Origin of the sequence: Actinomadura sp. NTSP31, assembly GCF_041951385.1 — a bacterium.
Taxonomy (GTDB): Bacteria; Actinomycetota; Actinomycetes; order Streptosporangiales; family Streptosporangiaceae; genus Spirillospora; species Spirillospora napierensis.
Map to the genome: position 1 here is coordinate 242,343 of NZ_JBGNUT010000007.1, position 23,283 is coordinate 265,625.

At 72.8% G+C, this 23,283-nt stretch carries 21 protein-coding genes; 8 read left to right on the plus strand and 13 right to left on the minus strand.

Annotated elements, in window-relative coordinates:
- Positions 1–27: 27 nt before the first annotated feature.
- Positions 28–4,569, plus strand: a complete 4,542-nt coding sequence (locus ACA514_RS14825) for an FtsK/SpoIIIE domain-containing protein (RefSeq protein WP_375041681.1) — start codon at positions 28–30, stop codon at positions 4,567–4,569.
- Between the two features lie 133 nt (positions 4,570–4,702).
- Here the strand turns inward: ACA514_RS14825 and ACA514_RS14830 are convergent, their stop codons facing one another.
- Positions 4,703–4,975, minus strand: a complete 273-nt coding sequence (locus ACA514_RS14830) for a WXG100 family type VII secretion target (protein WP_375041682.1) — start codon at positions 4,973–4,975, stop codon at positions 4,703–4,705.
- A gap of 360 nt (positions 4,976–5,335) precedes the next feature.
- Positions 5,336–5,878 carry a hypothetical protein gene (locus ACA514_RS14835; protein ID WP_375041683.1) on the minus strand — a complete coding sequence of 181 codons (543 nt, stop codon included), beginning with the start codon at positions 5,876–5,878 and terminating at the stop codon, positions 5,336–5,338.
- 159 nt (positions 5,879–6,037) lie between these two features.
- On the opposite strand from ACA514_RS14835, the gene ACA514_RS14840 reads away from it, so the two are divergent.
- The 4 genes from ACA514_RS14840 (at position 6,038) to ACA514_RS14855 (ending at position 10,219) form a co-directional block, all read left to right on the plus strand.
- Positions 6,038–6,283: a type B 50S ribosomal protein L31 gene (locus tag ACA514_RS14840; RefSeq protein WP_375041684.1), complete on the plus strand. Its 246-nt coding sequence runs from the start codon at positions 6,038–6,040 to the stop codon at positions 6,281–6,283.
- A gap of 304 nt (positions 6,284–6,587) precedes the next feature.
- A complete protein-coding gene (locus ACA514_RS14845) occupies positions 6,588–8,354 on the plus strand; it encodes an acetyl/propionyl/methylcrotonyl-CoA carboxylase subunit alpha (RefSeq protein WP_375041685.1) in 1,767 nt (588 codons plus the stop codon).
- A 145-nt stretch (positions 8,355–8,499) separates the two neighbouring features.
- Entirely contained in the window at positions 8,500–9,894 is a 1,395-nt protein-coding gene (locus ACA514_RS14850; RefSeq protein WP_375041686.1) for a hypothetical protein, read from the plus strand.
- 4 nt (positions 9,895–9,898) lie between these two features.
- Positions 9,899–10,219 carry a DUF5313 family protein gene (locus tag ACA514_RS14855; RefSeq protein WP_375041687.1) on the plus strand — a complete coding sequence of 107 codons (321 nt, stop codon included), beginning with the start codon at positions 9,899–9,901 and terminating at the stop codon, positions 10,217–10,219.
- A 20-nt stretch (positions 10,220–10,239) separates the two neighbouring features.
- On the opposite strand, the gene ACA514_RS14860 is transcribed toward ACA514_RS14855, so the two are convergent.
- Positions 10,240–11,625, minus strand: coding sequence for an NAD(P)H-quinone dehydrogenase (locus ACA514_RS14860; protein ID WP_375041688.1), 1,386 nt, complete (start codon positions 11,623–11,625; stop codon positions 10,240–10,242).
- A gap of 164 nt (positions 11,626–11,789) precedes the next feature.
- On the opposite strand from ACA514_RS14860, the gene ACA514_RS14865 reads away from it, so the two are divergent.
- The 3 genes from ACA514_RS14865 to ACA514_RS14875 all read left to right on the plus strand — a co-directional run bounded on the left by ACA514_RS14865 (position 11,790) and on the right by ACA514_RS14875 (position 14,734).
- Positions 11,790–12,236, plus strand: a complete 447-nt coding sequence (locus ACA514_RS14865) for a gamma-glutamylcyclotransferase (protein ID WP_344278340.1) — start codon at positions 11,790–11,792, stop codon at positions 12,234–12,236.
- A gap of 63 nt (positions 12,237–12,299) precedes the next feature.
- Entirely contained in the window at positions 12,300–13,100 is an 801-nt protein-coding gene (locus ACA514_RS14870) for a purine-nucleoside phosphorylase (protein WP_375041689.1), read from the plus strand.
- A 2-nt stretch (positions 13,101–13,102) separates the two neighbouring features.
- Positions 13,103–14,734 carry a phospho-sugar mutase gene (locus ACA514_RS14875; protein WP_375041690.1) on the plus strand — a complete coding sequence of 544 codons (1,632 nt, stop codon included), beginning with the start codon at positions 13,103–13,105 and terminating at the stop codon, positions 14,732–14,734.
- Positions 14,735–14,756: 22 nt separating this feature from the next.
- Here ACA514_RS14875 and ACA514_RS14880 read toward each other — a convergent pair whose 3' ends face one another.
- The 10 genes from ACA514_RS14880 to ACA514_RS14925 all read right to left on the minus strand — a co-directional run bounded on the left by ACA514_RS14880 (position 14,757) and on the right by ACA514_RS14925 (position 23,274).
- On the minus strand, positions 14,757–15,398 hold the full coding sequence (locus ACA514_RS14880; protein WP_375041691.1) for a PH domain-containing protein: 642 nt from the start codon (positions 15,396–15,398) through the stop codon (positions 14,757–14,759).
- 7 nt (positions 15,399–15,405) lie between these two features.
- Positions 15,406–16,497: an adenosine deaminase gene (locus ACA514_RS14885; RefSeq protein WP_375041692.1), complete on the minus strand. Its 1,092-nt coding sequence runs from the start codon at positions 16,495–16,497 to the stop codon at positions 15,406–15,408.
- A gap of 62 nt (positions 16,498–16,559) precedes the next feature.
- A complete protein-coding gene (locus tag ACA514_RS14890) occupies positions 16,560–16,916 on the minus strand; it encodes a cupin domain-containing protein (RefSeq protein WP_375041693.1) in 357 nt (118 codons plus the stop codon).
- Between the two features lie 55 nt (positions 16,917–16,971).
- Positions 16,972–17,439, minus strand: coding sequence for a hypothetical protein (locus ACA514_RS14895; protein WP_375041694.1), 468 nt, complete (start codon positions 17,437–17,439; stop codon positions 16,972–16,974).
- Entirely contained in the window at positions 17,432–17,965 is a 534-nt protein-coding gene (locus tag ACA514_RS14900) for a hypothetical protein (RefSeq protein ID WP_375041695.1), read from the minus strand. Before ACA514_RS14900 ends, ACA514_RS14895 begins: the two co-directional genes overlap by 8 nt.
- Positions 17,947–19,686, minus strand: coding sequence for an alpha/beta hydrolase (locus ACA514_RS14905; protein WP_375041696.1), 1,740 nt, complete (start codon positions 19,684–19,686; stop codon positions 17,947–17,949). Before ACA514_RS14905 ends, ACA514_RS14900 begins: the two co-directional genes overlap by 19 nt.
- Entirely contained in the window at positions 19,686–20,099 is a 414-nt protein-coding gene (locus ACA514_RS14910; protein ID WP_375041697.1) for a hypothetical protein, read from the minus strand. The genes ACA514_RS14905 and ACA514_RS14910 overlap by 1 nt, the downstream gene beginning before the upstream one ends.
- A 455-nt stretch (positions 20,100–20,554) precedes the next feature.
- A complete protein-coding gene (locus tag ACA514_RS14915) occupies positions 20,555–21,454 on the minus strand; it encodes a hypothetical protein (RefSeq protein WP_375041772.1) in 900 nt (299 codons plus the stop codon).
- An 84-nt stretch (positions 21,455–21,538) separates the two neighbouring features.
- Positions 21,539–22,813 (minus strand): thymidine phosphorylase, encoded by a 1,275-nt coding sequence (locus ACA514_RS14920; protein ID WP_375041698.1) that lies wholly within the window; start codon positions 22,811–22,813, stop codon positions 21,539–21,541.
- Between the two features lie 53 nt (positions 22,814–22,866).
- Complete coding sequence (locus ACA514_RS14925) at positions 22,867–23,274, minus strand: cytidine deaminase (RefSeq protein WP_375041699.1); 408 nt, start codon at positions 23,272–23,274, stop codon at positions 22,867–22,869.
- Between the last annotated feature and the right edge of the window lie 9 nt (positions 23,275–23,283).

The window sequence follows — 23,283 nt, forward strand, 5'->3', positions numbered from 1 at the left end:
GCCAGCGGCGCGCGATGGAGGGCTCGGATGCGGATCTCGTTCACGGCGCTGACCGGCGGCGGACCACGCGACGTCGTGGTCACGATGGACTCCGGAATCACCGTCGCCGGGGTCGCGCGGTCGCTGGCCGCCGCGCTCGACGCGCCGCCCGGCGGCACGGCCCAGACCGGCACGCCTCAGATCGGCACGGTCCCCGCGCCGCGGTTCTCCAAGGAGGCGCTGCTCACCGGGGCCCCGCGGGCGCCGCGGCCCGCGTCCGGCGGGTCGCCCGCCGAGCGCATGGCGCTGTGGATGGACGGCCGGATGCTCGACCCGCAGGCCCTCGCCGCCAAGGAGCTGCGGGACGGCGCGGTCGTCGCGGTCGAGCGGGGCGCCGCCGCCGCGACCGTGCTCGCCGAACCGGCCGGCCTGGTCGAGGTCCGGGTCGTCGGCGGGCCCGCCGCCGGGCCGGTGCACCGCCTCGGCCTCGGCGTCAGCACGATCGGCTCCGGCGACGACGTCGACGTCGTCCTCGCCGACCCGTCCGTCCCGGCCCGGTCGCTGCGGATCACGGTCGGCCGCGACGCCGTGCGGGTCGAGGCGTCGGCGGTGACGATGCAGGGCGCCGCCGCGCTGGACGGCGAGCCGCTCACCGCCGGGACCGTCTGGCCGATGGGCGGGATGCTGTCGGTCGGCGCGACGGTGCTGACCCTCGCGCCGAGCGCCGCGCCCGACACCCACCTGGAGCCGCTGCCGGAGGGCGGCCTGGCGTTCAACCGCCCGCCGCGGCTCGCCCCGGCGCACCGCGTCCGGAGCCTGGAGGTGCCGAAGCGGCCCGAGCGCAACCCGCGCGAGCGGCTCCGGCTGTTCGGCGCGATCCTGTTCGCGGTTTTCGGCCTGGCCATGGCGTTCGGGCTGCACCAGTGGTGGTGGGCGCTGTTCGCGCTGGCCTGGCCGCTGATGACGGTCGGCGAATGGGCCGGCGACCGGATGCACGGCCGCAAGTCCTACAAGAAGGCACTGAAGGAGTACCAGCGCAAGGCCGGCGAGTTCGACGGCGAACTCGACCGGCTGCGCCGCGAGGACGAGGCCGAACGCCGCGGCCTGCACCCCGACCCCGCCGAGGTGCTGCTCACCGCGACCGGCCCGCGCCGCCGCCTGTGGGAGCGCCGCCGCGACGACCCCGACGCGCTGCACCTGCGGCTCGGCCTCGCCGACCTGCCCGCCCGCATCGAGCCGGTCGGGGACGAGACCGGCGGGTTCCCGGTGCCGATCGCGCGCTCGGTGCCGGTCGCGCTGCCGCTCGGCGACCTCGGCGTGATCGGGCTGACCGGGCCGCGGACCGCGTCCCGCGCGCTCGCCCGCTGGCTCGTCGCGCAGGCCGCCGTCCTGCACAGCCCGCGCGACCTCGCCGTCATCGTGCTGTCCGCCGACCAGCACGCCGGGGACGAGTGGAACTGGGTGCGGTGGCTGCCGCACTGCGCGCCGCGCGAGGGCGAGGAATGCGTGGCGCTGGTCGGCACCGATCCCGAGTCCGCCGCGCACCGCGTCACCGAACTCGCGATCCGCGTGACGGAACGCCGCCGCGCCGCACAGGCCGAGTCCGCGTTCTTCGGGCAGGGCAAGGCCGCGGACGCGGTCCCCTACAAGATCCTCCTGGTGCTCGACGGCGCGCGCGCACTGCGCCGCATACCGGGCATGCCGATGCTGCTGTCACGCGGCGCCGAGTACGGGATCCACGCCATCTGCATCGACGACGAGGAGCGGCTCCTCCCCGAGGAGTGCAACGCCATCGCCGCCTTGGACCCGCAGGACCCGTCCCGCCTCCAGCTCCGCGGGCAGGGGCTCGACGCCATCGGCCCTGTGCTCGCCGACCAGGTCTCCTCCTCCTGGACCGACCGCGTGGCGCGCGCGCTGGCCCCCGTACGGGACGTGTCCCGCGAGGACGCCCAGGAATCCATCCCGTCGAACGTCCGCCTTCTGGACCTGCTCGACATGGCCGAGCCCACCGCCGAGCACATCCTCCAGTCCTGGTCGCGCACCGGTGGCCGCTGTACGCGCGTCCCCATCGGCCTGGGCTCCGGCGACCGTCCCGGGCGCCTCGGGCAGCCCTACGAGATCGACCTCCGCGCGGACGGCCCGCACGGCCTCATCGCCGGCACCACCGGCGCCGGCAAGTCCGAACTGCTGCAGACGCTCATCGCGTCCCTGGCCGTGGCGAACCGCCCCGACGAAATGACGTTCGTCCTCATCGACTACAAGGGCGGCGCCGCGTTCAAGGACTGCGCGCGCCTCCCGCACACCGTCGGCATGGTCACCGACCTCGACGGGCACGCCACCGAACGCGCCCTCGAATCCCTCGCCGCCGAACTGCGCCGCCGCGAGGAGATCCTGCTGCACGCGGGCGCGAAGGACATCGACGACCACAACGACCGCGCCGGAACGATGCCCCGGCTCGTCCTCGTCATCGACGAGTTCGCCGCGATGGTCACCGAACTGCCCGACTTCGTCACCGGCCTGGTCGACATCGGCCGCCGCGGCCGGTCCCTCGGCGTCCACCTGATCCTCGCCACCCAGCGGCCCGCCGGCGTCGTCACCGCCGACATCCGCGCCAACACCAACCTGCGGATCGCGCTGCGCGTCACCGACCCCGACGAGTCCACCGACGTCATCGACGGGCCCGAGGCCGCCCACATCGCCAAGACCACGCCGGGCCGCTGCTACGTCCGGTCGGGCGCGGCGGCCCCGCACGCCGTCCAATCCGCCCGCATCGGCGGACGCCGCGCCGGGCCCGCCGGCCACCGCACCAGCGTCCTGCCGCTGCCCTGGCAGGGCCTCGGCCACCCGCTGCCCGCGCCCGGCGAAGCGGCCGGCGGCGACGGCGACGCGCCGGTCACCGACCTCGCCGTCCTCGTCCAGGCCGTCGACGAGGCCGCCCGCCGCGCCGGGACCGCCCGCCTGCCGTCGCCGTGGCTCACCCCGCTGCCCGACCAGGTCCGGCTGTCCCCGCGCGTCGCCGCCGGCGGCTCCGTCGTGGACGTGCCCGCCGTCCCGTTCGGGATCACCGACCTGCCCGCCGTCCAGTCCCGCGAGCCGCTCGTCCTCGACCTGGCCTCCGGCGGCCATCTGTACATCGCCGGGTCGGCGCAGTCGGGGCGCTCCACCGCGCTGCGCACCATCGCCGGGTCCCTCGCCGGCTCCTGCTCCCCCTACGACGCCCACCTGTACGCCATCGACTGCGGCGCGAACGCGCTGCTGCCGCTGATCTCGCTGCCGCACTGCGGCGCCGTCGTCACCCGCGACCAGCTCGACCGCTGCGAGCGCCTGCTCACCGCGCTGTCCGCCGAGGTCGCCCGCCGCCAGCAACTCCTCGCCGAGGCCGGGTTCGCCTCCCTCGCCGAGCAGCGCGCCGCCGTCGCCGCCACCGACCGCCTCCCCTGGATGGTCCTGCTCCTCGACCGCTGGGAGGGGTTCCTCGGCGCGTTCGAGCACTACGACTACGGCCGCCTCGTCGAGCAGGCCCTCCGGCTGCTGCGCGAGGGCGCCGCCGTCGGGCTGCGCGCCGTCTTCACCGGCGACCGCACCGGCCTCGGCGGGCAGATCTCCACCGTCTTCGACCGCCGCCTCGTGCTGCGGATGGCCGACCCCAACGACTACGGCTACGCCGGGCTGCAGGACAAGCAGGTCCCCGCCGCGATGCCGCCCGGCCGCGCCCTCGAACCGGCCCCGCCCGGCGCCGCGCCCCGCGAGTCCCAGATCGGGCTGCTCGCCGACGACCCGTCCGGCACGTCCCAGGTCGCCGCCCTCCAGGAGATCGCCCGCACCTGCGTCGCGCGCTACGGCCGCCTCCCCCGCCGCCAGCGCCCCCTGCACGTCGACGAGCTGCCCGTCCGCGTCACCTACCGCGAGGCGATGACCCTGGACGAGGCGTTCCTCGCCCCGTCCGCGCTGTGGGCGCTCGTCGGCGTCGGCGGCGACACCCTCGCCCCCGTCGGCGCCGACCTGCTCAACGAGGGCCCCGGCTTCACCGTCGCCGGCCCGCCCCGCTCCGGCCGCTCCACCACGCTGCGCACCGTCGTCCACTCGCTGCTCGACCCGGCCGTCGGCGGCGGCCTGGTCCCCGTGGTCCTGGTCACCCCGCGCCGCTCCCCGCTCCGCCTGCTGTCCGGCCGCCCGGGCGTCCTCGGCGTGCTCACCTCCGACGCGGACCCGGACGACCTGGAGCGCGCGATCGGCGACGAGCACCGCTACGCCGTCGTGGTCGACGACGCCGAACTCCTCGACGAGACCGACATGGACGACGCCCTGGCGGGCGTGCTGCGCACCGCCCGGGACGGCGAGCACGCCGTCGTGGTCGGCGGCACCACCGCCGACCTCGGCCGCGGCTACCGGGGCTTCCTCGCCGACGCGCGCCGGTCCCGCTCGGGCGTCCTGCTGTCCGTCGAGTCGCCCGACGACGGCGAGCTGTTCGGGCTGCGGCTGCCCCGCAACGCCCCGCTGGCGGGCCCGACCGGCCGCGGGCTCTTCGTCGCCGCCGGCACCACCACCCAGATCCAGGTGGCCCTGCCGCCCCCGGTCACCAGCGAGTGACGGGGAGCCGGGCGAACACCCCCGGATCTGACTGACCGTCCCGCGCGACCCGGCGGAGGCCGCCGGTGCGGGGACGGAGATGCGGGTCCCGGCCTCGGGGGGATGGGCCGGGACCCGCGGTCCGTGCGAGGCGTCAGCGCGTGGCGGCCTCGATGTTCTGCTGCGATTTGCGGATGTCCTGGCTGCCCTGCTCCAGCGCGAGCGCCATCTTGTCGAAGGCGGTCTTGGCCTCGGCCCAGGCGCCGCGGAACCGGTCGGCGCCGGGGCCCCACCAGGCGGCGCTGCTGCTGACCGTCCGGCCGTTGAGGTCCCTGATCAGGGCGTCCAGGTTCTTCGAGTGCTTGCTGAAGATCCGGGACAGCTCCTCCAGCTCGCCGAGGTTGGCGCCGCGCTTGTCACCGCTCATCGCTTCGACCCTCCGTCGCCGGTCGCACCGTCCGCCGGGGGGCGGGCGGACTTCACTGGAACGTTTTCCGGTCCTGCCGCACTGCGAAAGAATGGCGCCAGCCTACGCCTCTCCGATCACTCGAATCCAGCGGCGGACCCGGGATCGGGCCCCGATACGCCCATAATCCCGCCATCCCGGAGTGACCGGATGTGGCCAGCCGGGCCCCGCCAGGTGGAGGTTTGGCGCCCCGGGGCCCGCCGGCACGGCGACGCTCCGCCATCCCGTGACGCGCATAATGACTGGCCGTCAAGGGCATTTCAGAGCCGTCGCGGTCCCGGCATTCCAGAAGAACGCCCCGCAATGTCGGAAAGGGATCGGTCAGCGGGAGCCGGGCGCCGGGTCGTTCACCGGGTGCGTCCCGGGGTCGAGGACGCGCTCGCCGACCAGGACGAGCTGCTCGCCGCGCTCCTTGAACTCGAACCGCCGCCGGACCGACTGGGTGACCTTGCCGCTCCCGTACCGGACGACGGTGTGCTCGACGGCCTCCAGCGCGATCCGGTCGCCGGTGCGGACGGCCTTCCGGGCGTCCAGGCGGGTGCGGGCGCCGGTGTAGGCGGGGCCGCCCGCCACCGGGGCGCGGTTGCGGTTCTCCAGCTCGTGCACGGCCCGCTCCTGGACGCGCGCGACCCGCGGGGAGATCCGGACGCCGAGCACCTCGTCGGGGGTCTCGCGGTGCCGGCGGCCGCGCTTCTCGACGAGCGCCTCGGAACGGTCCTGCAGCAGGGTGTTCGCGGCGACGGTGAGCTGCCGGGTGGTTTCGGCGTCCAGGACGGGCGAGGCGTGGCGTGCGGCGGACGAGGGCGCCGCGAGGCAGCAGGCCATGACGGCCGCGAGACCGGCCCGGGTCCAGTGGCGAGCCATCCGGCCCCTTCCCATGCGTTGCCGCGCGCTGCCGAGACTGACCAGTGGCGAAGATACACCGGCCCGCCGGGCTCCGGGCAAGGCGCCGGGCAGGTGGGGAATGAAAACCGTTCCCACCCTGTTGGCAGGGGTGAGCAGCCGAGAACCAGGGAGGGAACGATGAGGAACAGGATCCACCCGCAGTACCGTCCGGTCGTCTTCCGCGACCGCGGTGCGGACTACGCCTTCCTGACCCGGTCGACGGCCGAGTCGGACCGGACGATCGAGTGGCGGGACGGCCGCACCTACCCGCTGGTCGACGTCGACGTGTCGTCCGCGAGCCACCCGTTCTACACGGGCCGCCGGCAGGTCCTGGACTCCACCGGAGCGGTCGAGAAGTTCAACCGCCGCTACCGCCGGAGCTGAGACCTCCGCGACGCCCCCGACGGGCCGCCACCGCGCCCCGGCGCGGCCCCGGGCGGCGTCCCGGCGGCACAGGCCCGCGCCTCCCCGAGGCGCGGGCCTTCCGCATGCCCGGGGCGCGGCCTTCCACATGCCCGGGGCGCGGCCTTCCACATGCCCGGGGCCTTGCGGGGCACGGGCCCGGCGAGCGGTCCCACTGAGCGGCAACCCCCTGAAAGTTGGCATCCCGGTGCAATAAGGAGGGGCTTACGAAAACCTCGAACGGCGGTTATCTAGACTGCGTGCGAGGTTTAGGGAGGAGACCCACGTGCGCAAGGTCCTGATCGCCAACCGCGGTGAGATCGCGGTTCGTATAGCCCGAGCCTGTCGCGATGCGGGGCTGGCCAGTGTGGCGGTGTACGCCGAACCCGATCTGGAGGCGCTGCACGTACGGGTCGCCGACGAGGCGTACGCCCTGGGCGGCCAGACCGCCGCCGACAGCTACCTGGACATCGGCAAGCTGCTGAAGGTCGCGGCCGAGGCCGGCGCGGACGCCGTGCACCCCGGCTACGGGTTCCTGTCCGAGAACGCCGACTTCGCCGCGGCCGTCGAGAACGCGGGGCTGACCTGGATCGGTCCGCCGCCCGCCGCGATCACCGCGCTCGGCGACAAGGTGCAGGCCCGGCACATCGCGCAGAAGGTCGGCGCGCCGCTGGTCGCCGGCACCAAGGACCCGGTGTCGGGCGCGGACGAGGTCGTCGCGTTCGCCGAGGAGCACGGCCTGCCGATCGCGATCAAGGCGGCGTTCGGCGGCGGCGGCCGCGGCCTGAAGGTCGCCCGCACGCTGGACGAGGTCGCCGAGCTGTACGAGTCGGCGGTCCGCGAGGCGGTCGGCGCGTTCGGCCGCGGCGAGTGCTTCGTCGAGCGGTACCTGGACAAGCCGCGGCACGTCGAGACCCAGTGCCTGGCCGACAAGCACGGCAACGTGGTCGTCGTGTCCACCCGTGACTGCTCGCTCCAGCGCCGCCACCAGAAGCTCGTCGAGGAGGCCCCCGCGCCCTACCTGACGGACGAGCAGGTCGAGCTGCTGTACACCTCGTCCAAGGCGATCCTGAAGGAGGCCGGCTACGTCGGCGCCGGGACGTGCGAGTTCCTCGTCGGCCAAGACGGGACGATCTCCTTCCTGGAGGTCAACACCCGGCTGCAGGTCGAGCACCCGGTGACCGAGGAGGTCGCGGGCGTCGACCTGGTCCGGGAGATGTTCCGGATCGCCGAGGGCGAGGAGATCGGCTACGACGACCCCGCGCTGCGCGGCCACTCGTTCGAGTTCCGGCTGAACGCCGAGGACGCGGGGCGCGGCTTCCTGCCCGCCGTCGGCACGCTGACCGCGTTCGACCCGCCGCACGGCCCGGGCGTCCGGTTGGACTCCGGGTACGTCGCCGGGCAGACCGTCCCGCAGGCGTTCGACTCGCTGATCGCCAAGCTGATCGTCACCGGCGCGACCCGCAGGCAGGCCGCGGAGCGGGCCCGGCGGGCGCTGGACGAGTTCGTGGTCGACGGCATGCCGACCGTGCTGCCCTTCCACCGGACGGTCCTGGACGACCCGGCGTTCGTCCCCGCCGATGACGACACGCCGTTCAGCGTGCACACCCGGTGGATCGAGACCGAGTTCGACAACACGATCGCGCCGTTCGACCCCGCCGCCGCCGGCGAGGAGGCCGAGGCGGGCGAGCGCGAGCGCGTCACCGTGGAGGTCGGCGGCAAGCGCGTCGAGGTCGTGCTGCCGGCCGGGCTGGGCGCGTCCGCGGCCCCGGCGGCGGGCGCGGCGGGGCCGGGCCGGCGGCGCGGCGGCAAGAAGGGCGGCGGCGCCCAGGCGTCCGGCGACTCGCTGGTCAGCCCGATGCAGGGCACGATCGTCAAGGCCCTGGTGGAGGACGGCGCGACCGTCGCGGAGGGCGACACCATCGTCGTCCTGGAGGCGATGAAGATGGAGCAGCCGCTCACCGCGCACAAGGCCGGCACGATCACCGGCCTGACCGCGGAGGTCGGCCAGACCGTCTCGTCCGGCGCCGTCATCTGCGAGATCAAGGACTGACGCGCACGGCCACCCTGGCACTCAGGTCCGACACCCCCGTCCGGCAGGCCCGGACGGGGGTGTCGCGTTTGTCACTAAAGGTGGTTTTTACGGAACGCGCACGCGGCCCCGGTCGTCGGGTCGGGTGAGGGGGCAGACTGTAACCATGAGTTCCGAGATCCGTACCATCCGGCCGGTGCTCCGCGCCGCGGTCTCGGCGATGATCCTCGCCGTGGCGCTGCTGGCGGGCCTGGCCGCGCCCGGCCTGGCCGCGACCTCCCACACCGCCCCGGCCGCCGCGGCACCGGCGGCCCCGGCCCTGCCGGCGGACACCGTCGGGCAGATCGCCAAGGGCCTGCTCGGCTCGCGCCTGTACGTGACGACCGACTCCGGCGCGAACCTGTCGGCGGCGGACCAGCGGCAGATCACCTCCGCGCTCGGCGACGACCACGACGCCGACATCCGCGCCGTGGTCGTCCGCAACGACGTCAGCGGCCCGCAGGTCGGGCAGATGCTCAAGGCCGTCGCGAACCGCGTCGGCAAGGGCGAGACGTACGTGGCGATCACCGCGGACGGCACCCGGATGGGCGCGATCTCCAAGAAGCTCGGCACCGGCGAGATCAACCGGCTCGTCACCCGCACCGACGGCGCGCCGCTGAAGGAGCGGCTGGTCCGGTTCGGGAACCTCGCCGAGAAGAAGGTCGACGACGAGAACCGGTCCGGCGCGGTCGTCGGGTACGTGGTGATCGGCGTGCTGATCGTGGTCGCGGCGGCGGTCACCGGCGTGGTCCTGGTCGCCCGCAGGCGGCGCCGCGAGCGCGACGCCCGGCGGATGGCCGATCTCAAGCAGGGCGTCGAGGAGGACGTCACCCTGCTCGGCGAGGACATCGCGCGGCTCGACCTCAACGTCATGGACCGCGACCTCGACCCCGAGATCCGCGCCGACTACGAGCGCGCCATGAACTCCTACGACAAGGCCAAGGCGGCGACCGAACGCGCCGCCAGGCCGCAGGACATGCAGGCCGTCACGACCGCGCTGGAGGACGGCCGGTACTACATGACGGCGACCCGCGCCCGGCTGGCCGGCGAGCCCGCGCCCGAGCGGCGCGCGCCGTGCTTCTTCAACCCGCAGCACGGGCCGTCCGTCCAGGACGTGACGTGGGCGCCTCCGGGCGGCGTGGCGCGGTCCGTGCCGGCCTGCGCGGCGGACGCCCGGGCCGTCCTGCAGGGCCACGACCCGGACGTCCGGATGGTGCCCTACGGGGACGCCCGGCGACCGTACTGGGACGCGGGCCCCGCCTACGCCCCCTACGCCGGCGGCTACTACTACGGCTACGGCGGGTTCGACCTGCTCAGCGGCCTGATGATCGGCACCGCGCTCGGCTCGGTGATGGGCGGCGGCTGGGGCGGCGGCTACTACGGCGACGGCTTCGGCGGCGGGGACGGCGGTTTCGGCGGCGACGGCGGCGATGTCGGCGGCGGCTGGGACTTCGGCAGCGGCGACTTCGGCGGCGGGGGCGGCGGAGGCGACTGGGGCGGCAACGACTTCGGCGGCTTCTAAGAACATGGCGCGCATCCCAGGCGATCCGGGCCCGTTAGGCCGGGTCCGGTACGCGCTGGGCTTCCGGCTCCCGCCCCGCAACCGCGACTGGGTCCGGCACGACCTCACCGACGCGGGCTGGCGCGCCCGGCTGCTGCTGCGGCACCTGTGGGTGATCGTGCCGGTCTGCCTGCTGCTGGCGCTGCTGCCCGGCCCCGCGTGGATGCGCGCCGCCGTCCCGCTGCTGGCGTTCCTCACCAGCACCCTCACCGTCGTGATCAGCGCCAACGACCTGCGCAGATCCCGCCTGCACCGGCACGGCCTGCACTCCCCCGACGACCGCTGACGCGCGCCGCCGCGCCGCCGCTAGTACGCGTGTTCGGACATCAGGCGGCGGGACGCCTCGGTGATGCTGCCCGACAGCGACGGGTACACCGCGAACGTGTGCGCGACCTGGTCGACCGTCAGGTGCTGCTGCACCGCGATCGACACGCCCAGGATCAGCTCGCTCGCCCGCGGCGCCACGATGACGCCGCCCAGCACGATCCCCGTGGACGGCCGGCAGAACAGCTTCACGAAGCCGTCCTCGAACCCCTGCATCTTCGCGCGCGCGTTCGTGAACAGCGGCAGCATGACCGTCCGGGCGTTGACGTCGCCGGAGTCGACCATCTGCTGCGTCACGCCGACCGACGCCACCTCCGGGTCGGTGAAGATGTTGGACGAGACCCACCCGAGCTTCAGCGGCTGGACGGCCTCGCCGAGCGCGTGCCACATCGCGATCCGGCCCTGCATCCCCGCCACGGACGCCAGCATCAGGATGCCCGTGCAGTCACCGGACGCGTAGATGTGCGGCACGGACGTCCGGGAGACCTTGTCGACCTTGACGAACCCGCGCTTGTCGCACTCGACGCCGATCTCCTCCAGGCCGATGCCGGTGGTGTTCGGCACCATCCCGACCGTCATCAGGCAGTGCGAGCCCTCGACCTTGCTCCCGTCCTCCAGCGTGACGATCACGCCGTCCCCGGACCGCTCCACGCCCGCGGCCCGCGACCGCGACATCACCTTCATCCCGCGCCGCAGGAACACCTCCTGCAGCACCGACGCCGCGTCGGCGTCCTCGGTGGGCAGGATCCGGTCCCGCGACGACACCAGCGTGACCTTCGAGCCCAGCGACAGGTACGCCCCGGCCAGCTCGGCGCCGGTGACGCCGGACCCGACCACGATCAGCTCCGCGGGCAGCTCCGGCAGGTCGTACAGCTGCCGCCAGTTGAGGATCCGCTCCCCGTCCGGCTCGGCGCCGGGCAGCACCCGCGGGGTCGCGCCGGTCGCGAGCAGCACGATGTCGGCCCGGATCCGCCGCTCCCCGACCGCGACGACGTGCGGCTCCACCAGCCGCGCCTCGCCCCGGACGATCTTGACCTCCTCGTAGGCGAGCCGCTCCGCCACGTCGAACGACTGCGCCCGCGCGAGGTCCTTCACCCGCTTGTTCACGTTGGCCATGTCGACCTCGAGACCGCCGACGATGCCGTCCGGGCCGCCGCTGAAGCGCAGCCCGAGGGCCGCCGACTCCGACATGACCGCCATGCGGGTCGAGGTGGCGATGAGCGTCTTGGAGGGCACGCAGTCGGTGAGCACGCACGCGCCGCCCGGCCCGTCCCGCTCGATGACGGTCACGTCCGCGCCGAGCTGCGCCGCGACGAGAGCGGCCTCGTAGCCGCCGGGTCCTCCTCCGATGATCACAATGCGGGTCACGGTTCCCATTGTTTCCTACTCGGCCCGGTGGTAGGACCGACGCCCCGCCATCGGCGGGTGGCGCGTCACTTCAGGGGGACGCCCCCCAGGCCCCCGAGACGCGCGGGCCCGCGATCCTCGCTCCGCTCCGGTCGCGGTCCGCGCGTGGCGTAGCCTTGGCCAACGTGGCTCTGTACGCGGCGTACGCCTCCAACATGGACCCCGAGCAGATGGCGAGCCGGGCTCCGCACTCCCCCATGCGCGGAACCGGCTGGCTGACCGGCTGGCGGCTGACCTTCGGCGGCCACGGCTTCGACGGCGCCCTCGCGACCGTGGTCGAGGACGACTTCGAGCAGGTCTTCGTGGTGATCTACGACGTCCCGTCCTTCGATGAGAAGGAGCTGGACGGCTGGGAGGGCGCCGCGCTCGGCGTCTACCGCAAGATCCGTGTCCGGGTGCAGACCCTGGACGGCGAGGCGCTGTGCTGGCTGTACGTCCTCGACGACTACGAGGGCGGCCTGCCGTCCGCGCACTACCTCGGCCTCCTGGCCGACGCCGCCGAGGCCGCGGGCGCCCCCGACGACTACGTCAAGGCCCTCCGCACCCGCCCCTGCAAATCCCTGGGCGACTGACCCGCCCCGCACCCGCGAAGGCGGGGATCGTCCGTCCCGGGGGGCGGCGGTAGTGTCGGCGATGTGAGCAACGACGCTTTTGACCTGGCGCGGGCCGCGGCGGACGAGCTGCGGCAGCGCACCTCCATCGAGTCCTTCGACGTGGCCCTGGTGATGGGGTCGGGCTGGGTCCCGGCGGCCGACGCGCTCGGGGCGCCGGACGACGAGCTGCCGGTCACGCTGCTGCCGGGGTTCGCGCCGCCCGCCGTCGAGGGGCACGCCGGGAAGATCCGGATCGTGGAGGTCGGCGGGCACCGGGCGCTGGTGTTCCTCGGCCGGACGCACCTGTACGAGGGGCACGGCGTGGACGCGGTGGTGCACGGCGTCCGGACGGCGCTGGCGGCGGGCGCCGGCACCGTCGTCCTGACGAACGCGGCGGGCGGGCTGCGGCCCGAGCACCAGCGGGTCGGCGACCCGGTCCTGATCTCCGACCACCTGAACCTGTCGGGCGCGAACCCGCTGACGGGGCCGGCGTTCCTGGACATGACCGAGGCCTACTCGGCGAGGCTGCGGGCGCTGGCGAAGGAGGTCGACCCGACGCTGTCCGAGGGCGTCTACGCGGCGTTCCGGGGCCCGACGTACGAGACGCCGGCGGAGATCCGGATGCTCCGGACGATGGGCGCCGACATGATCGGGATGTCGACGGTGCTGGAGACGATCGCGGCCCGGCAGGGCGGCGCGGACGTGCTCGGACTCTCGCTGGTCACCAACATCGCGGCGGGCCTGTCGGGCGAGCCCCTCGACCACGAGGAGGTCCTGGCGGCGGGCCGCGCGGCGGCGGGCCGGATGGGCGAGCTGCTCGGCACCGTCCTGACGAAGCTCTGAGCATGAGCGATCTTCGCGGATGCGCCGAGGAGTGGCTGGCGCAGGACCCGGACCCCGCCACCCGCGCCGAGCTGCGCGCGATCCTGGACGCCGGCGACGACCGGGCCCTCGCGGACCGGTTCGGCGCCCGGCTGGAGTTCGGCACGGCCGGCCTGCGCGGCGAGCTGGGCGCCGGGCCGAACCGGATGAACCGGGTGACGGTGATGCGGGCGGCGGCGGGCCTCGCCGCGTGCCTGCCGCGCGGCGGCCGGGTGATCGTCGGGTTCGACGCGCGGCACGGGTCACGGCGGTTCGCGCAGGACACGGCGGCGGTGCTGACGGGCGCGGGGCTGCGCGCCGAGGTGTTCGCCGAGCCGGTGCCGACGCCGGTCCTGGCGCATTTCACCCGGTCGTTCGACGACGTCGTCGCGGGCGTCATGGTCACGGCCAGCCACAACCCGCCGCGCGACAACGGCTACAAGGTGTACTGGGCGGACGGCGCGCAGATCGTCCCGCCGCGGGACGCGGAGATCTCCGCCGCGATCGACGCGGTCGGCCGGGTGGACGAGCTGCCGCTCGGCTCGGACTGGACCGTCCACCATGACGCGGCGCTGTACCTGGACGCGGTGTCGGGCCTGCGGCTGGGCGGCGACCGCGACATCTCGATCGTCTACACCCCGATGCACGGCGTCGGGCGCGACGTCCTCCTCGCGGCGTTCGAGCGGGCCGGGTTCGCGGCGCCGGCCGTCGTCCCCGAGCAGGCCGACCCCGATCCCGACTTCCCGACCGTCGCGTTCCCGAACCCGGAGGAGCCGGGCGCGCTCGACCTGGCGCTCGACCTCGCCCGCGAGCGGGACGCCGACCTGGTGATCGCCAACGACCCGGACGCGGACCGCTGCGCCGTCGCCGTCCCCGCGCCGGACGGCTGGCGGGCGCTGTCCGGCGACGAGGTCGGCGGCCTGCTCGCCGAGCACGTGCTGCGGCACACCTCCGGCGGCGACCGGCTGGTCGTGACCACGATCGTGTCGTCGTCGCTGCTGGCGTCGATCGCGCGGGAGCACGGCGTCCGGTCCGCGGAGTCCCTCACCGGCTTCAAGTGGATCATGAAGGCGGGCGGGCCCGGGGACCGGCTCGTGTTCGGCTACGAGGAGGCCCTCGGCTACAGCGTCGGCGACGACCGGGGCGTCCTGGTCGACGACAAGGACGGCATCGGCGCGGCCCTCGCGGTCGCGGCGCTCGCCGCCGAGGCGCGCCGCGCCGGCCGGACCCTGCCCGACCTGCTGGACGACCAGGCCCGCCGGTACGGGCTGCACGCCACCGCCCAGCTGTCGGTGCGGGTCGACGACCTGTCGCTGATCGGCGGCGCGATGGCCCGGCTGCGCGCGGACCCGCCCGCCGAACTCGGCGGGCGCGCCGTCGAGGCGTTCGACGACCTGTCCGCCGGCGTGGACGGCCTGCCGCCGACCGACGGCCTGCGGTTCCGTCTCGGCGGCGCCCGCGTCGTCGTCCGGCCGTCCGGCACCGAACCGAAGCTGAAGTGCTACCTGGAGGTCGTCCGCCCGGTGGACGGCGACGTGGCGGCGGCCCGCGAACGCGCCGCCGCGGACCTCGAAGCCCTCCGCGCGGACGTCTCCGCCGCACTCGGCCTCGCCTGACCGGGCCCCGCCGGCAGGTCCGTCAGGTCACCGCGCCCGCGATCACCAGCGCGACCAGCGCGACGGCCGGGACCGCCAGCGACGCCACGGCCGGGACCGACCAGGTGACCGTCCCGGCCGCGGCGGCCCGCTCCGCCTTCGCCTCGGCCGCCTTGCCCGGCGCGCCCGACCGCGCCCTCGCCCGCTGGCGCTCCCGGATCTCGTTCAGCTGCTGCGCCGCGTACGCCGCCGGCGTCCGGCCCTTCAACGCCGACGCCGGCACCCGGCCCGGTTCCTTGCGGGCCCGCGCCTCCGCCTTCGCCTGCGCGCGCGGCGACGTCTGGTGCACCCACGCCCGCGTCTGCAGCTCCTGCCCGTCCGGCCCGTCGAACCGCACCGTGACCGCGTTCGTCCCCTCGATGTCGCGGACCGCCGCCCACGGCGCCCGCGCCTCCCGCAGCGGGTTGCGGACCGTCACCGCCGTCTCGTCCCCGATGATCGCCGGCCGGAGCCCGACCGTGTAGGCGATCCCGCAGCCGAGCAGCAGCAGCACCGCGATCGTGAAGGCGGTCAGCGAGTACGTGGCGTCGCCCGTGATCCCGAACACCAGGTCGAGGATGTTGAGCGCGGCGAACACCAGCCACACGTACGCGGCGACGCGTGCGCCGGTGGAGCGAATGGTCATGGCCCGATCATGCCAGGGGCCGCGCGCCGCGCCACTTGAGCTGCGCGAATCCGGGCTTGATCACCCCGTTGATCAGCTCCAGCCGCTCGTTGAACGGCACGAACGCCGACTTCATCGCGTTCACCGTGAACCACTGCAGGTCGTCCCACCCGTACCCGAACGCGTCGCGCAGCCTGGCGAACTCCCGCGACAGCGTCGTCCCGCTCATCAGCCGGTTGTCGGTGTTCACCGTGACCCGGAAGTTCAGCCGCCGCAGCAGCCCGATCGGATGCTCCTCGATCGACTTCGCCGCGCCCGTCTGGATGTTCGACGTCGGGCACATCTCCAGCGGGATCCGCTTGTCCCGGACGTATCCGGCGAGCCGCCCCAGGCGCGGCTCGTCGCCGTCCACCTCGATGTCGTCGATGATCCGCACCCCGTGCCCGAGCCGGTCCGCCCCGCACCACTGGATCGCCTGCCAGATCGACGGCAGCCCGAACCCCTCCCCCGCATGGATGGTGAAGTGGGCGTTCTCCCGCTGCAGGTACTCGAACGCGTCCAGGTGCCGGGTCGGCGGGTAGCCCGCCTCCGCGCCCGCGATGTCGAAGCCGACCACGCCGAGGTCCCGGTACCGGACGGCCAGCTCCGCGATCTCCATCGACCGCGCCTGGTGCCGCATCGCCGTCACCAGCGTCCCGACCCGGATGCCGAAGTCCTGCCGGGCCTTCGCGAATCCGTCCAGCACCGCCTCGACGACCTGCTCCAGCGTCAGGCCCGTACTGAGGTGCTGCTCGGGCGCGTACCGCACCTCCGCGTACACGACCCCGTCCGCCGCCAGGTCCTCGGCGCACTCGTAGGCCACCCGCGTGAGCGCCTCGACCGACTGCATCACCCCGACGGTGTGCGAGAACGTCTCGAGGTACCGCTCCAGCGACCCGGAGTTGGACGCCTCCTCGAACCAGGCCCGCAGGCTCTCCGGGTCCGTGGTGGGCAGTCCCCGGTACCCGCTGTCCCGGGCCAGGTCCACGATGGTCGCGGGCCGCACCCCGCCGTCGAGATGGTCGTGCAGCAGCACCTTCGGCGCCCGCCGGATGTCCTCAAGAGTCGGCCGATCGTCCATCTCTAGAATCTACTGCCCGTAACCCCCTCTCCACCTCGGCAACTCCCGCCAACACGGGACGACTACCGGGCCTTCGCGTAGTCGCCGATGCCGCCGGCGAAGTCGAACACGATGCAGGGCTCGTCCCCGAGCACCCACGCGTCGTGACCGGGCGACACAACGAACACGTCACCGGGCCCTACTTCCTGCTCGGCGCCGTCCTGCGTGCGTATCCGCATCCGGCCGTCGACGACGTAGCCGTTGTGGTGCACCTCGCAAAGGTCGGTGCCCGCCAACTCCCGGACGGACTCCGTCCAGCGCCAGCCCGGCTCGAACGTCGCCTTGCCGAACACCAGCCCGGACATCTCCACGATCTCGACGTGCCCCTTGGGGAAGTCGCGCCGCTCGTCCGGCTTCTCAATGCTCTTGATCTCCATCATGACGATCCCCCCTTTTTATCGTCACTTCCTACGCTTGCGCCCCCTCTGACCAGGGTCAAGACCCCCCTTCCGGACAGCGGAAGCACGGCGACGACACGTACACCCCGATACGCGGCCCCGGCGGCTCCGCCACCGCGACCAACCGCGCGCCATAGCCCGCATACGGCGACTCGATGACGACCTCGGGGTCCGCCCGCAGCGACCGCCACCCGCGAGCGACCAGACGATCGTGCACGACCCCCATCAGCGGAGCGGGCGCCGTCCCGGACGGCAGATCGACATAACCGATGTACATCATCACGTACGGGCTGTAATCGACGTACCAGGGCTCCTCGCCCCCACCGTCCGCAACCGAGACGGCCCGCACGACCTCGACACCGTCGCACGGCTGCGGTCCGACCTCCGTGGCCGCCTTGTTCAACCCGCCCTGCCCCGCCATGCTCTCCGCGATCGCCGTGACCAGCTCGGACACCCGCGCCGCCGCCACCCGCGGCCGCTCCACCCGCAACCCCGCCTCAACCATGGGGATGCCGATAGCAGTCGCTCTGCAGCGACACGTAGACAATGTGCCCTCCACGGCCATCGGGAGTGTCGTGAGCAGACAGCTGCACATCGTCCTTCTCTCCCGAAACCGTTCCCGGGTACCCTGCCATGTTCTTCTGCTCACCCACCTTCCAACCGCCCGCGTTATTCAGATTCCGCACGAGGGCGCCATAGATCAAGGGAATGTCGTTCTGCTCCTTGACCGCCAGCCTGATGTCGACGTAGAACTCGAACTGGTTGTACGTGACCTTCCAAGGGTCGCCGGGGTCCGGCTTGACGGTCTTGCCCTTCTCCCAGTCCTCGACGCAGAGCCGCCCGAATGCGCCGCTGTCCGAGGTCGGGGTTCTCCCGAGCGCCGACACGACCTCCCGGTGGAGCCGTTCGACCCGCTCTCCGACCTTCCGAGGATGCTCTTCGGGATGATGGCCGGTAAGCGAGCAGGACGCCGCGACCACCAACGATCCTCCCAACAGGACGGCCTTGGTGATCAGAATATGTTTTGCCACCAGGTGTCCTTGCTCTCGCCGTGTCCGCCCTTTCCATAGGCGGCGGGATCGTTACTCGGATCGGCATCGGTGGCGCCTCCCGCGATCACCCGCGCCTGCTCGTCCAGACTGGTACTCGGACCGTTGAACGTGTAGATGTCCCCATGCCCGGCGGGATCCTTGTCGTTCCAGTACTGGCTGTGCCCCCTCCCATCCGTCACGAGCCGGTGGCCGCCGAACTCGGGGTCTGAGGGAACGACGGGCTGCCCCGGGCCCCACGTCACCCCGCCGTGGCCGTAGCGCCCCAAAGCGGGCACCTGATCACCGCGCGCCTCTTGCGCGTAGACGTGCCCGGCTCCGATCCCGAGGTCGCCCGCATGCATGACGTGCATGCCGGGACTACCCGCCACCATGATGTCGTCGACCCTGAGCCGGTCGCCGGGATGCCGGGCCGCCTCGCCGATCACCGTGGACCCGTAACTGTGCCCGACCGCCGTCAGATGACCGTGCGGATTGCCCGCACCCGCCTGGGCCTCGCGCAGGCCGTCGACGAAACCGTTCAATTTCGGGCCACCGGAATCCGCGTAGTTGTTGAACGGCGCGTCCTTGAAGACCCCGTCCGGAGCGTCATATCCCAGCCACGCGATGGTGGACACGGGCCCCTTGGAATAGATGCCCGTCGCCTCGTGCAGATTGAACGCACGGTTCATGCTCTTGGAGAACTTGTCGAGCGTCTCCGTCGTCCCGGGAACGTAAACGGCGGTGTTCGTGGCCGTGTCAGGGTTACCGAACGCCAGGATCGCGCGGCCGTCGGAGCCCTGGCCGTCCCGGCGCTCGGCCTTCTCCGCCGTCGTGGAGTCGAGACCGAGAAGGTAGAGGTCCTGCCCTTTGCCCTCATAGGTCGTGATGGCGGTGTTCAGCTTCGTCAGGCGCTCGAGATCACGTTTCTCGAACGGAGTGAGGACCGTCCCCTTCGCCTGCAACTCGGTGAGCCGGCTCTCCAGACGCACCCGGTTGGCCTCGTTGCGATCCTCCGAGGGGATCCCGTCGAGCCACCCGATCTTCTCGGGATAGGCGTCCATCATCAGATGCCGCTGCTCTTCGGGCAGGTTCTTCCACCAAGCGGCGACGGCCTTGGGCCCTTTGACATTTCCGGGCAGGATCCGGCTGGGGTCGAAGCCCGCCAGCCTTGCGGCGTATCCGGCGTCCTTGCGCAGTTCTGACAGCGGATCCTTGGCGTCGAGCACCTCCGGGCCGCGCAACGCGGCGGCGATCTCCTGGTCTGCCGCAGTGGCGTCCTTGACGGCAATGGCCATCTCGCCTTGGATGCGCCGGGCCACCTGCCGCAACTCCTCCCAGCTCGAATACCGGGCCGGGAGGGCGTCCGGGAAGCCGAGGGACCCGTCCGAGCCGACCCTCAGATAATTGCCCTCCGCCGATGCGATCGCGGCCTTGAGCTTGAGCTGTGCGATGGCGAACCTGTGCTGCGCGGTGTCGAGCGCGCTCGCGATCGCCGACGCCTCCCCGGCGGACACGCGGATACGTGTTCGCACCGGCAGGAGAGTCCGCATGGCCGCCTCCGCGTCCCGTCCCTGCCACCTCGCGCCCCGGACCCCCTGCAGGAACTTCCCCTGATACGTGTCCTCCGCCTGTTCGAGGAGCTCCACGAGCTTGCGCCAGGACCGCCACGCCGAATCCATCTCCTCCGGCTTGGCATCCCGCAACTGCCGGAACGAGACCATCAGTGCGCTCCCGTACGGATCTGCGCGATCCGCTGCTGGATCTCCGTCTCCGCCCACTGACGGTTGCGGGCGCTCTTCTCCACCGCGTCCCCGAGGAAGTCGGCCTCGTCGGCGAGCCGGCGAAGCGCCTGTGACCACTGAGAAGAGATCTTCTTCATCGCCGCCGCGGTGGCCCACCCCTCACCCAGGGCCGCCGCGGCCCTGTCGGTTTCACCGGGGAACACTCGCGCCCCGCTGCGGACCTGTGTCTCCACCTCCGGAATCGTCTTCGCCGCCGTGCGCAGCGCGGTGGGATCCATCGCCGAGGTACCGGCGGCGCCACCCGGCGGACCGGCCGGCGGCGTCGCCGATGGACGCGGGGTCGGCGGGTTGTACGTGGTGTTCAGCATGCGGTGGATCGAGTTCTCGGTCACGCCTCTGCCCCTTCACCCTTCTGGTCGACACAGATCATGTCCGGGTGTCAGGGGGCGGTCAAGCAAAAGCTGAGAACGAGCAAGAATCACCGCCAGGATCGCAAATCGCCCCGCCTACATTCGGGAGGAATGCCGACTCGTCAGGCGGCCCAGTCGAGACCGGGCGGACTAGTCGCGCGGGGCGCCGCTCTGTCTCGGGATGGAAGGAGCCGGTAGATGTAACGTCCGACGGGATCTTTGCTGATGGCGATCTGGTTCGGGCTGGTGTGTTTGAACCGGTTGCGCCACCCGCAGGTCAGCGCGAGCTGATCGATGTCGGTGGGGCTGCTGCCCAGGGCCCAGCCGTTGACGTGGTCGACCTCGCACAACGTCCCCGGGATCTCACACTCCCGCACCGCGCAGGTCCAGCCCAGGTAGAGGGGGTGGTGGGGGCAGTGCCGCCCCCACCGCCATTATCAAGAAGCGGACTCATCGTATTCGTAGGTCATGCCGATTCCGAGGGTGCTCTGCATCGGCAGGAGGCCGGTGCCGACGATGTCGAGCACTGGAGGCATCAGCAGATCCGCCAGTTCGTCCACCTCATCGGCGGTGAGCAGTTCCCAGGGGCCGGCGGCGAGTTCGTCGGTGCGCTTTTCCACCGATGCGCGCAGCCGGACGCCCGCTTCCGTCGCGTGCCCCTTTCCGTCGACGAGGCCGCGGGCGGCCAGGCGGTCACGGGCGGCGTTCCATTGTTCGGGGGTCCATTGCCGGCTGGCGAACACCTCCTCGGGGGCGGCTCCAACGGCGGCGTGGGAGACCAGTGCTTCGGCGGGGCCGATGTCGTGGGCCCGGAGCGCCGCGATGTGGCCGTCCCCTCGGTGTTCGCGCAGGACGGTGGCGGCCTGCCACAGCACCATGTGCGGTTCGTCCGGCCACGGCAGCGCAGCGTTGGCGGCGGCCATTGGACGGTCGCTCGTGTCCGCGGCCTCGGCGACACGGCGGGCCGTCTGCGCGGCCCGCTCGAGTTCAGGCGAGCCGATCCGTTCGCCGAGGATCCGGCGCAGCACTCCGTCCATGGCGGTACGGCGAGCCGTCAGGACCTGCTCGGGCGTGGCCGTGCGCCAGGCCGGGGCGATGTACCGCTCCACCATGTCGGGGTTGAAGCTGTAGAAGAGATCGCTCACCGTCTTCGCGTCCACCGCTCCCAGCGGCGCGGCACGGTTGGGAAAGTAGCTCGGCCAGCGCTCGTCGACGGCGTATCCCAGGGCCGCCGCCTCCTCGAACGCCTCGGGTGCGTAGTACAGGACGGCGTGAACCGGCTCCAGGAGCTGCCACATCTTCCTGATGGTGCTCAAACTGTGGGTCATGGTCATCATCTCCAGCACGCAGCAACCAACTAGACACTGACTAGATTCCGGCACGGCGGGGCAACTTGTCAATGACTAGATGAAATCCTCGCGTCAGGAGATGCGGTCGATGACCAGGGGGTGCAGGTCCGGCGTGCCGTTCTCCTCGACCGAGTACGCGCCGTCCAGCGCCTCCAGCGCCCGCGGGAAACGGGACTCCTCGTCGGCGTGCAGGGTCAGCAGCGGCTGACCGGCCACGACGGCTTCGCCCGGCTTCGCGTGGCAGGTGACGCCGGCCGCGAACGACACCGGGTCCTCCTTGCGGGCGCGGCCGGCGCCGAGGCGCCACGCGGCCACCCCGACGCCGTAGGCGTCGAGACGGGTCAGGACACCGGACGACGGCGCCGCGACGACATGGTTCTCGCGCGCGGCCGGCAGCGCGGCGTCCGGGTCGCCGCCCTGAGCGCTGATCATCCGGCGCCAGACGTCCATGGCGGAGCCGTCCTTCAGCGCGTCCGCCGGGTCCTTCCCGGAAACGCCGGCGGCGGCGAGCATCTCGCGCGCCAGGGTCAGCGTCAGCTCCACCACGTCCGCAGGGCCGCCGCCGGCCAGCACCTCGACCGACTCGGCGACCTCCACGGCGTTCCCCACCGCGTTGCCGAGGGGACGGTCCATCGCGGTGAGCAGGGCGATCGTCCGGACGCCGTGGTCGGTGCCGATCGCGACCATCGTCTCGGCCAGCTCGCGGGCGTCCGCGGCCGTCTTCATGAACGCGCCGGAGCCGGCCTTGACGTCCAGGACGAGCGCGCCGGTGCCCTCGGCGATCTTCTTCGACATGATCGAGGACGCGATCAGCGGGATCGACTCCACGGTCCCGGTCACGTCCCGCAGCGCGTAGAGCTTGCGGTCGGCTGGGGCGAGGCCGCCGCCCGCGGCGCAGATCACCGCGCCCGCGGCGCGCAGCACGTCCAGCATCTCGGCGTTGGACAGCGACGCCCGCCAGCCGGGAATGGACTCCAGCTTGTCCAGGGTGCCGCCGGTGTGCCCGAGGCCCCGGCCGGACAGCTGCGGGACGGCCGCGCCGCACGCCGCGACCAGCGGCGCCAGCGGCAGCGTGATCTTGTCGCCGACGCCGCCGGTGGAGTGCTTGTCGGTGGTGGGGCGGTCCAGCGCCGACCAGTCCATCCGCTCGCCGGAGCGGATCATCGCCTCGGTCCAGCGGGCGACCTCGGCGCGCGACATGCCGTTCAGCAGGATCGCCATCGCCAGCGACGCCATCTGCTCCTCGGCGATCGCGCCGCGCGTGTAGGCGTCGACCGCCCAGTCGATCTGCTCGCCGGTCAGCGTTCCGCCGTCGCGCTTGCTGCGGATGACGTCGATGGCGTCCACGGGATCCCCCTCAGTATCACTCGACCGGGCCCACCGGCCCGGCTCGCCCGGTCTCAGGCTCGTTCGATCAGGTCGTCGGGCCCGAACGCGTCGGGCAGGACGTCCGACATGGGCAGGACGCCGCGGACGGTCTCCAGCAGCATCGAGGCCCCGCCGTGCTCCCACAGCAGTTGCCGGCAGCGTCCGCACGGCATCAGCGGATCGCCGTGCCGGTCGACGACCGCGACGGCGACGAGCCGGGGCCGAGACGCTTTGCCGGGCCCGTGCAGCGCCGACACCAGGGAGCATTCGGCGCAGAGCCCCACCCCGTAGGAGGCGTTCTCGACGTTGCAGCCGGTGATGACGCGCCCGTCGTCCACCAGCGCCGCCGCGCCCACCGGGAACCCGGAGTACGGCGCGTACGCGCGCGCCATCGCCTCTGTCGCCGCGCTGCGCAGAGCGGGCCAGTCGATGTCGGTCATGCGTCCATG

What these genes read in the sequence shown, in the direction of transcription:
- ACA514_RS14925 (WP_375041699.1), bottom strand. Translation starts at nt 23,274, where the DNA reads ATGACCGACATCGACTGGCCCGCTCTGCGCAGCGCGGCGACAGAGGCG.
- ACA514_RS14915 (WP_375041772.1), bottom strand. Translation starts at nt 21,454, where the DNA reads ATGATGACCATGACCCACAGTTTGAGCACCATCAGGAAGATGTGGCAG.
- ACA514_RS14905 (WP_375041696.1), bottom strand. Translation starts at nt 19,686, where the DNA reads ATGGTCTCGTTCCGGCAGTTGCGGGATGCCAAGCCGGAGGAGATGGAT.
- ACA514_RS14890 (WP_375041693.1), bottom strand. Translation starts at nt 16,916, where the DNA reads ATGATGGAGATCAAGAGCATTGAGAAGCCGGACGAGCGGCGCGACTTC.
- ACA514_RS14880 (WP_375041691.1), bottom strand. Translation starts at nt 15,398, where the DNA reads ATGACCATTCGCTCCACCGGCGCACGCGTCGCCGCGTACGTGTGGCTG.
- ACA514_RS14835 (WP_375041683.1), bottom strand. Translation starts at nt 5,878, where the DNA reads ATGGCTCGCCACTGGACCCGGGCCGGTCTCGCGGCCGTCATGGCCTGC.
- ACA514_RS14885 (WP_375041692.1), bottom strand. Translation starts at nt 16,497, where the DNA reads ATGGACGATCGGCCGACTCTTGAGGACATCCGGCGGGCGCCGAAGGTG.
- ACA514_RS14855 (WP_375041687.1), top strand. Translation starts at nt 9,899, where the DNA reads ATGGCGCGCATCCCAGGCGATCCGGGCCCGTTAGGCCGGGTCCGGTAC.
- ACA514_RS14825 (WP_375041681.1), top strand. Translation starts at nt 28, where the DNA reads ATGCGGATCTCGTTCACGGCGCTGACCGGCGGCGGACCACGCGACGTC.
- ACA514_RS14875 (WP_375041690.1), top strand. Translation starts at nt 13,103, where the DNA reads ATGAGCGATCTTCGCGGATGCGCCGAGGAGTGGCTGGCGCAGGACCCG.
- ACA514_RS14895 (WP_375041694.1), bottom strand. Translation starts at nt 17,439, where the DNA reads ATGGTTGAGGCGGGGTTGCGGGTGGAGCGGCCGCGGGTGGCGGCGGCG.
- ACA514_RS14850 (WP_375041686.1), top strand. Translation starts at nt 8,500, where the DNA reads ATGAGTTCCGAGATCCGTACCATCCGGCCGGTGCTCCGCGCCGCGGTC.
- ACA514_RS14830 (WP_375041682.1), bottom strand. Translation starts at nt 4,975, where the DNA reads ATGAGCGGTGACAAGCGCGGCGCCAACCTCGGCGAGCTGGAGGAGCTG.
- ACA514_RS14840 (WP_375041684.1), top strand. Translation starts at nt 6,038, where the DNA reads ATGAGGAACAGGATCCACCCGCAGTACCGTCCGGTCGTCTTCCGCGAC.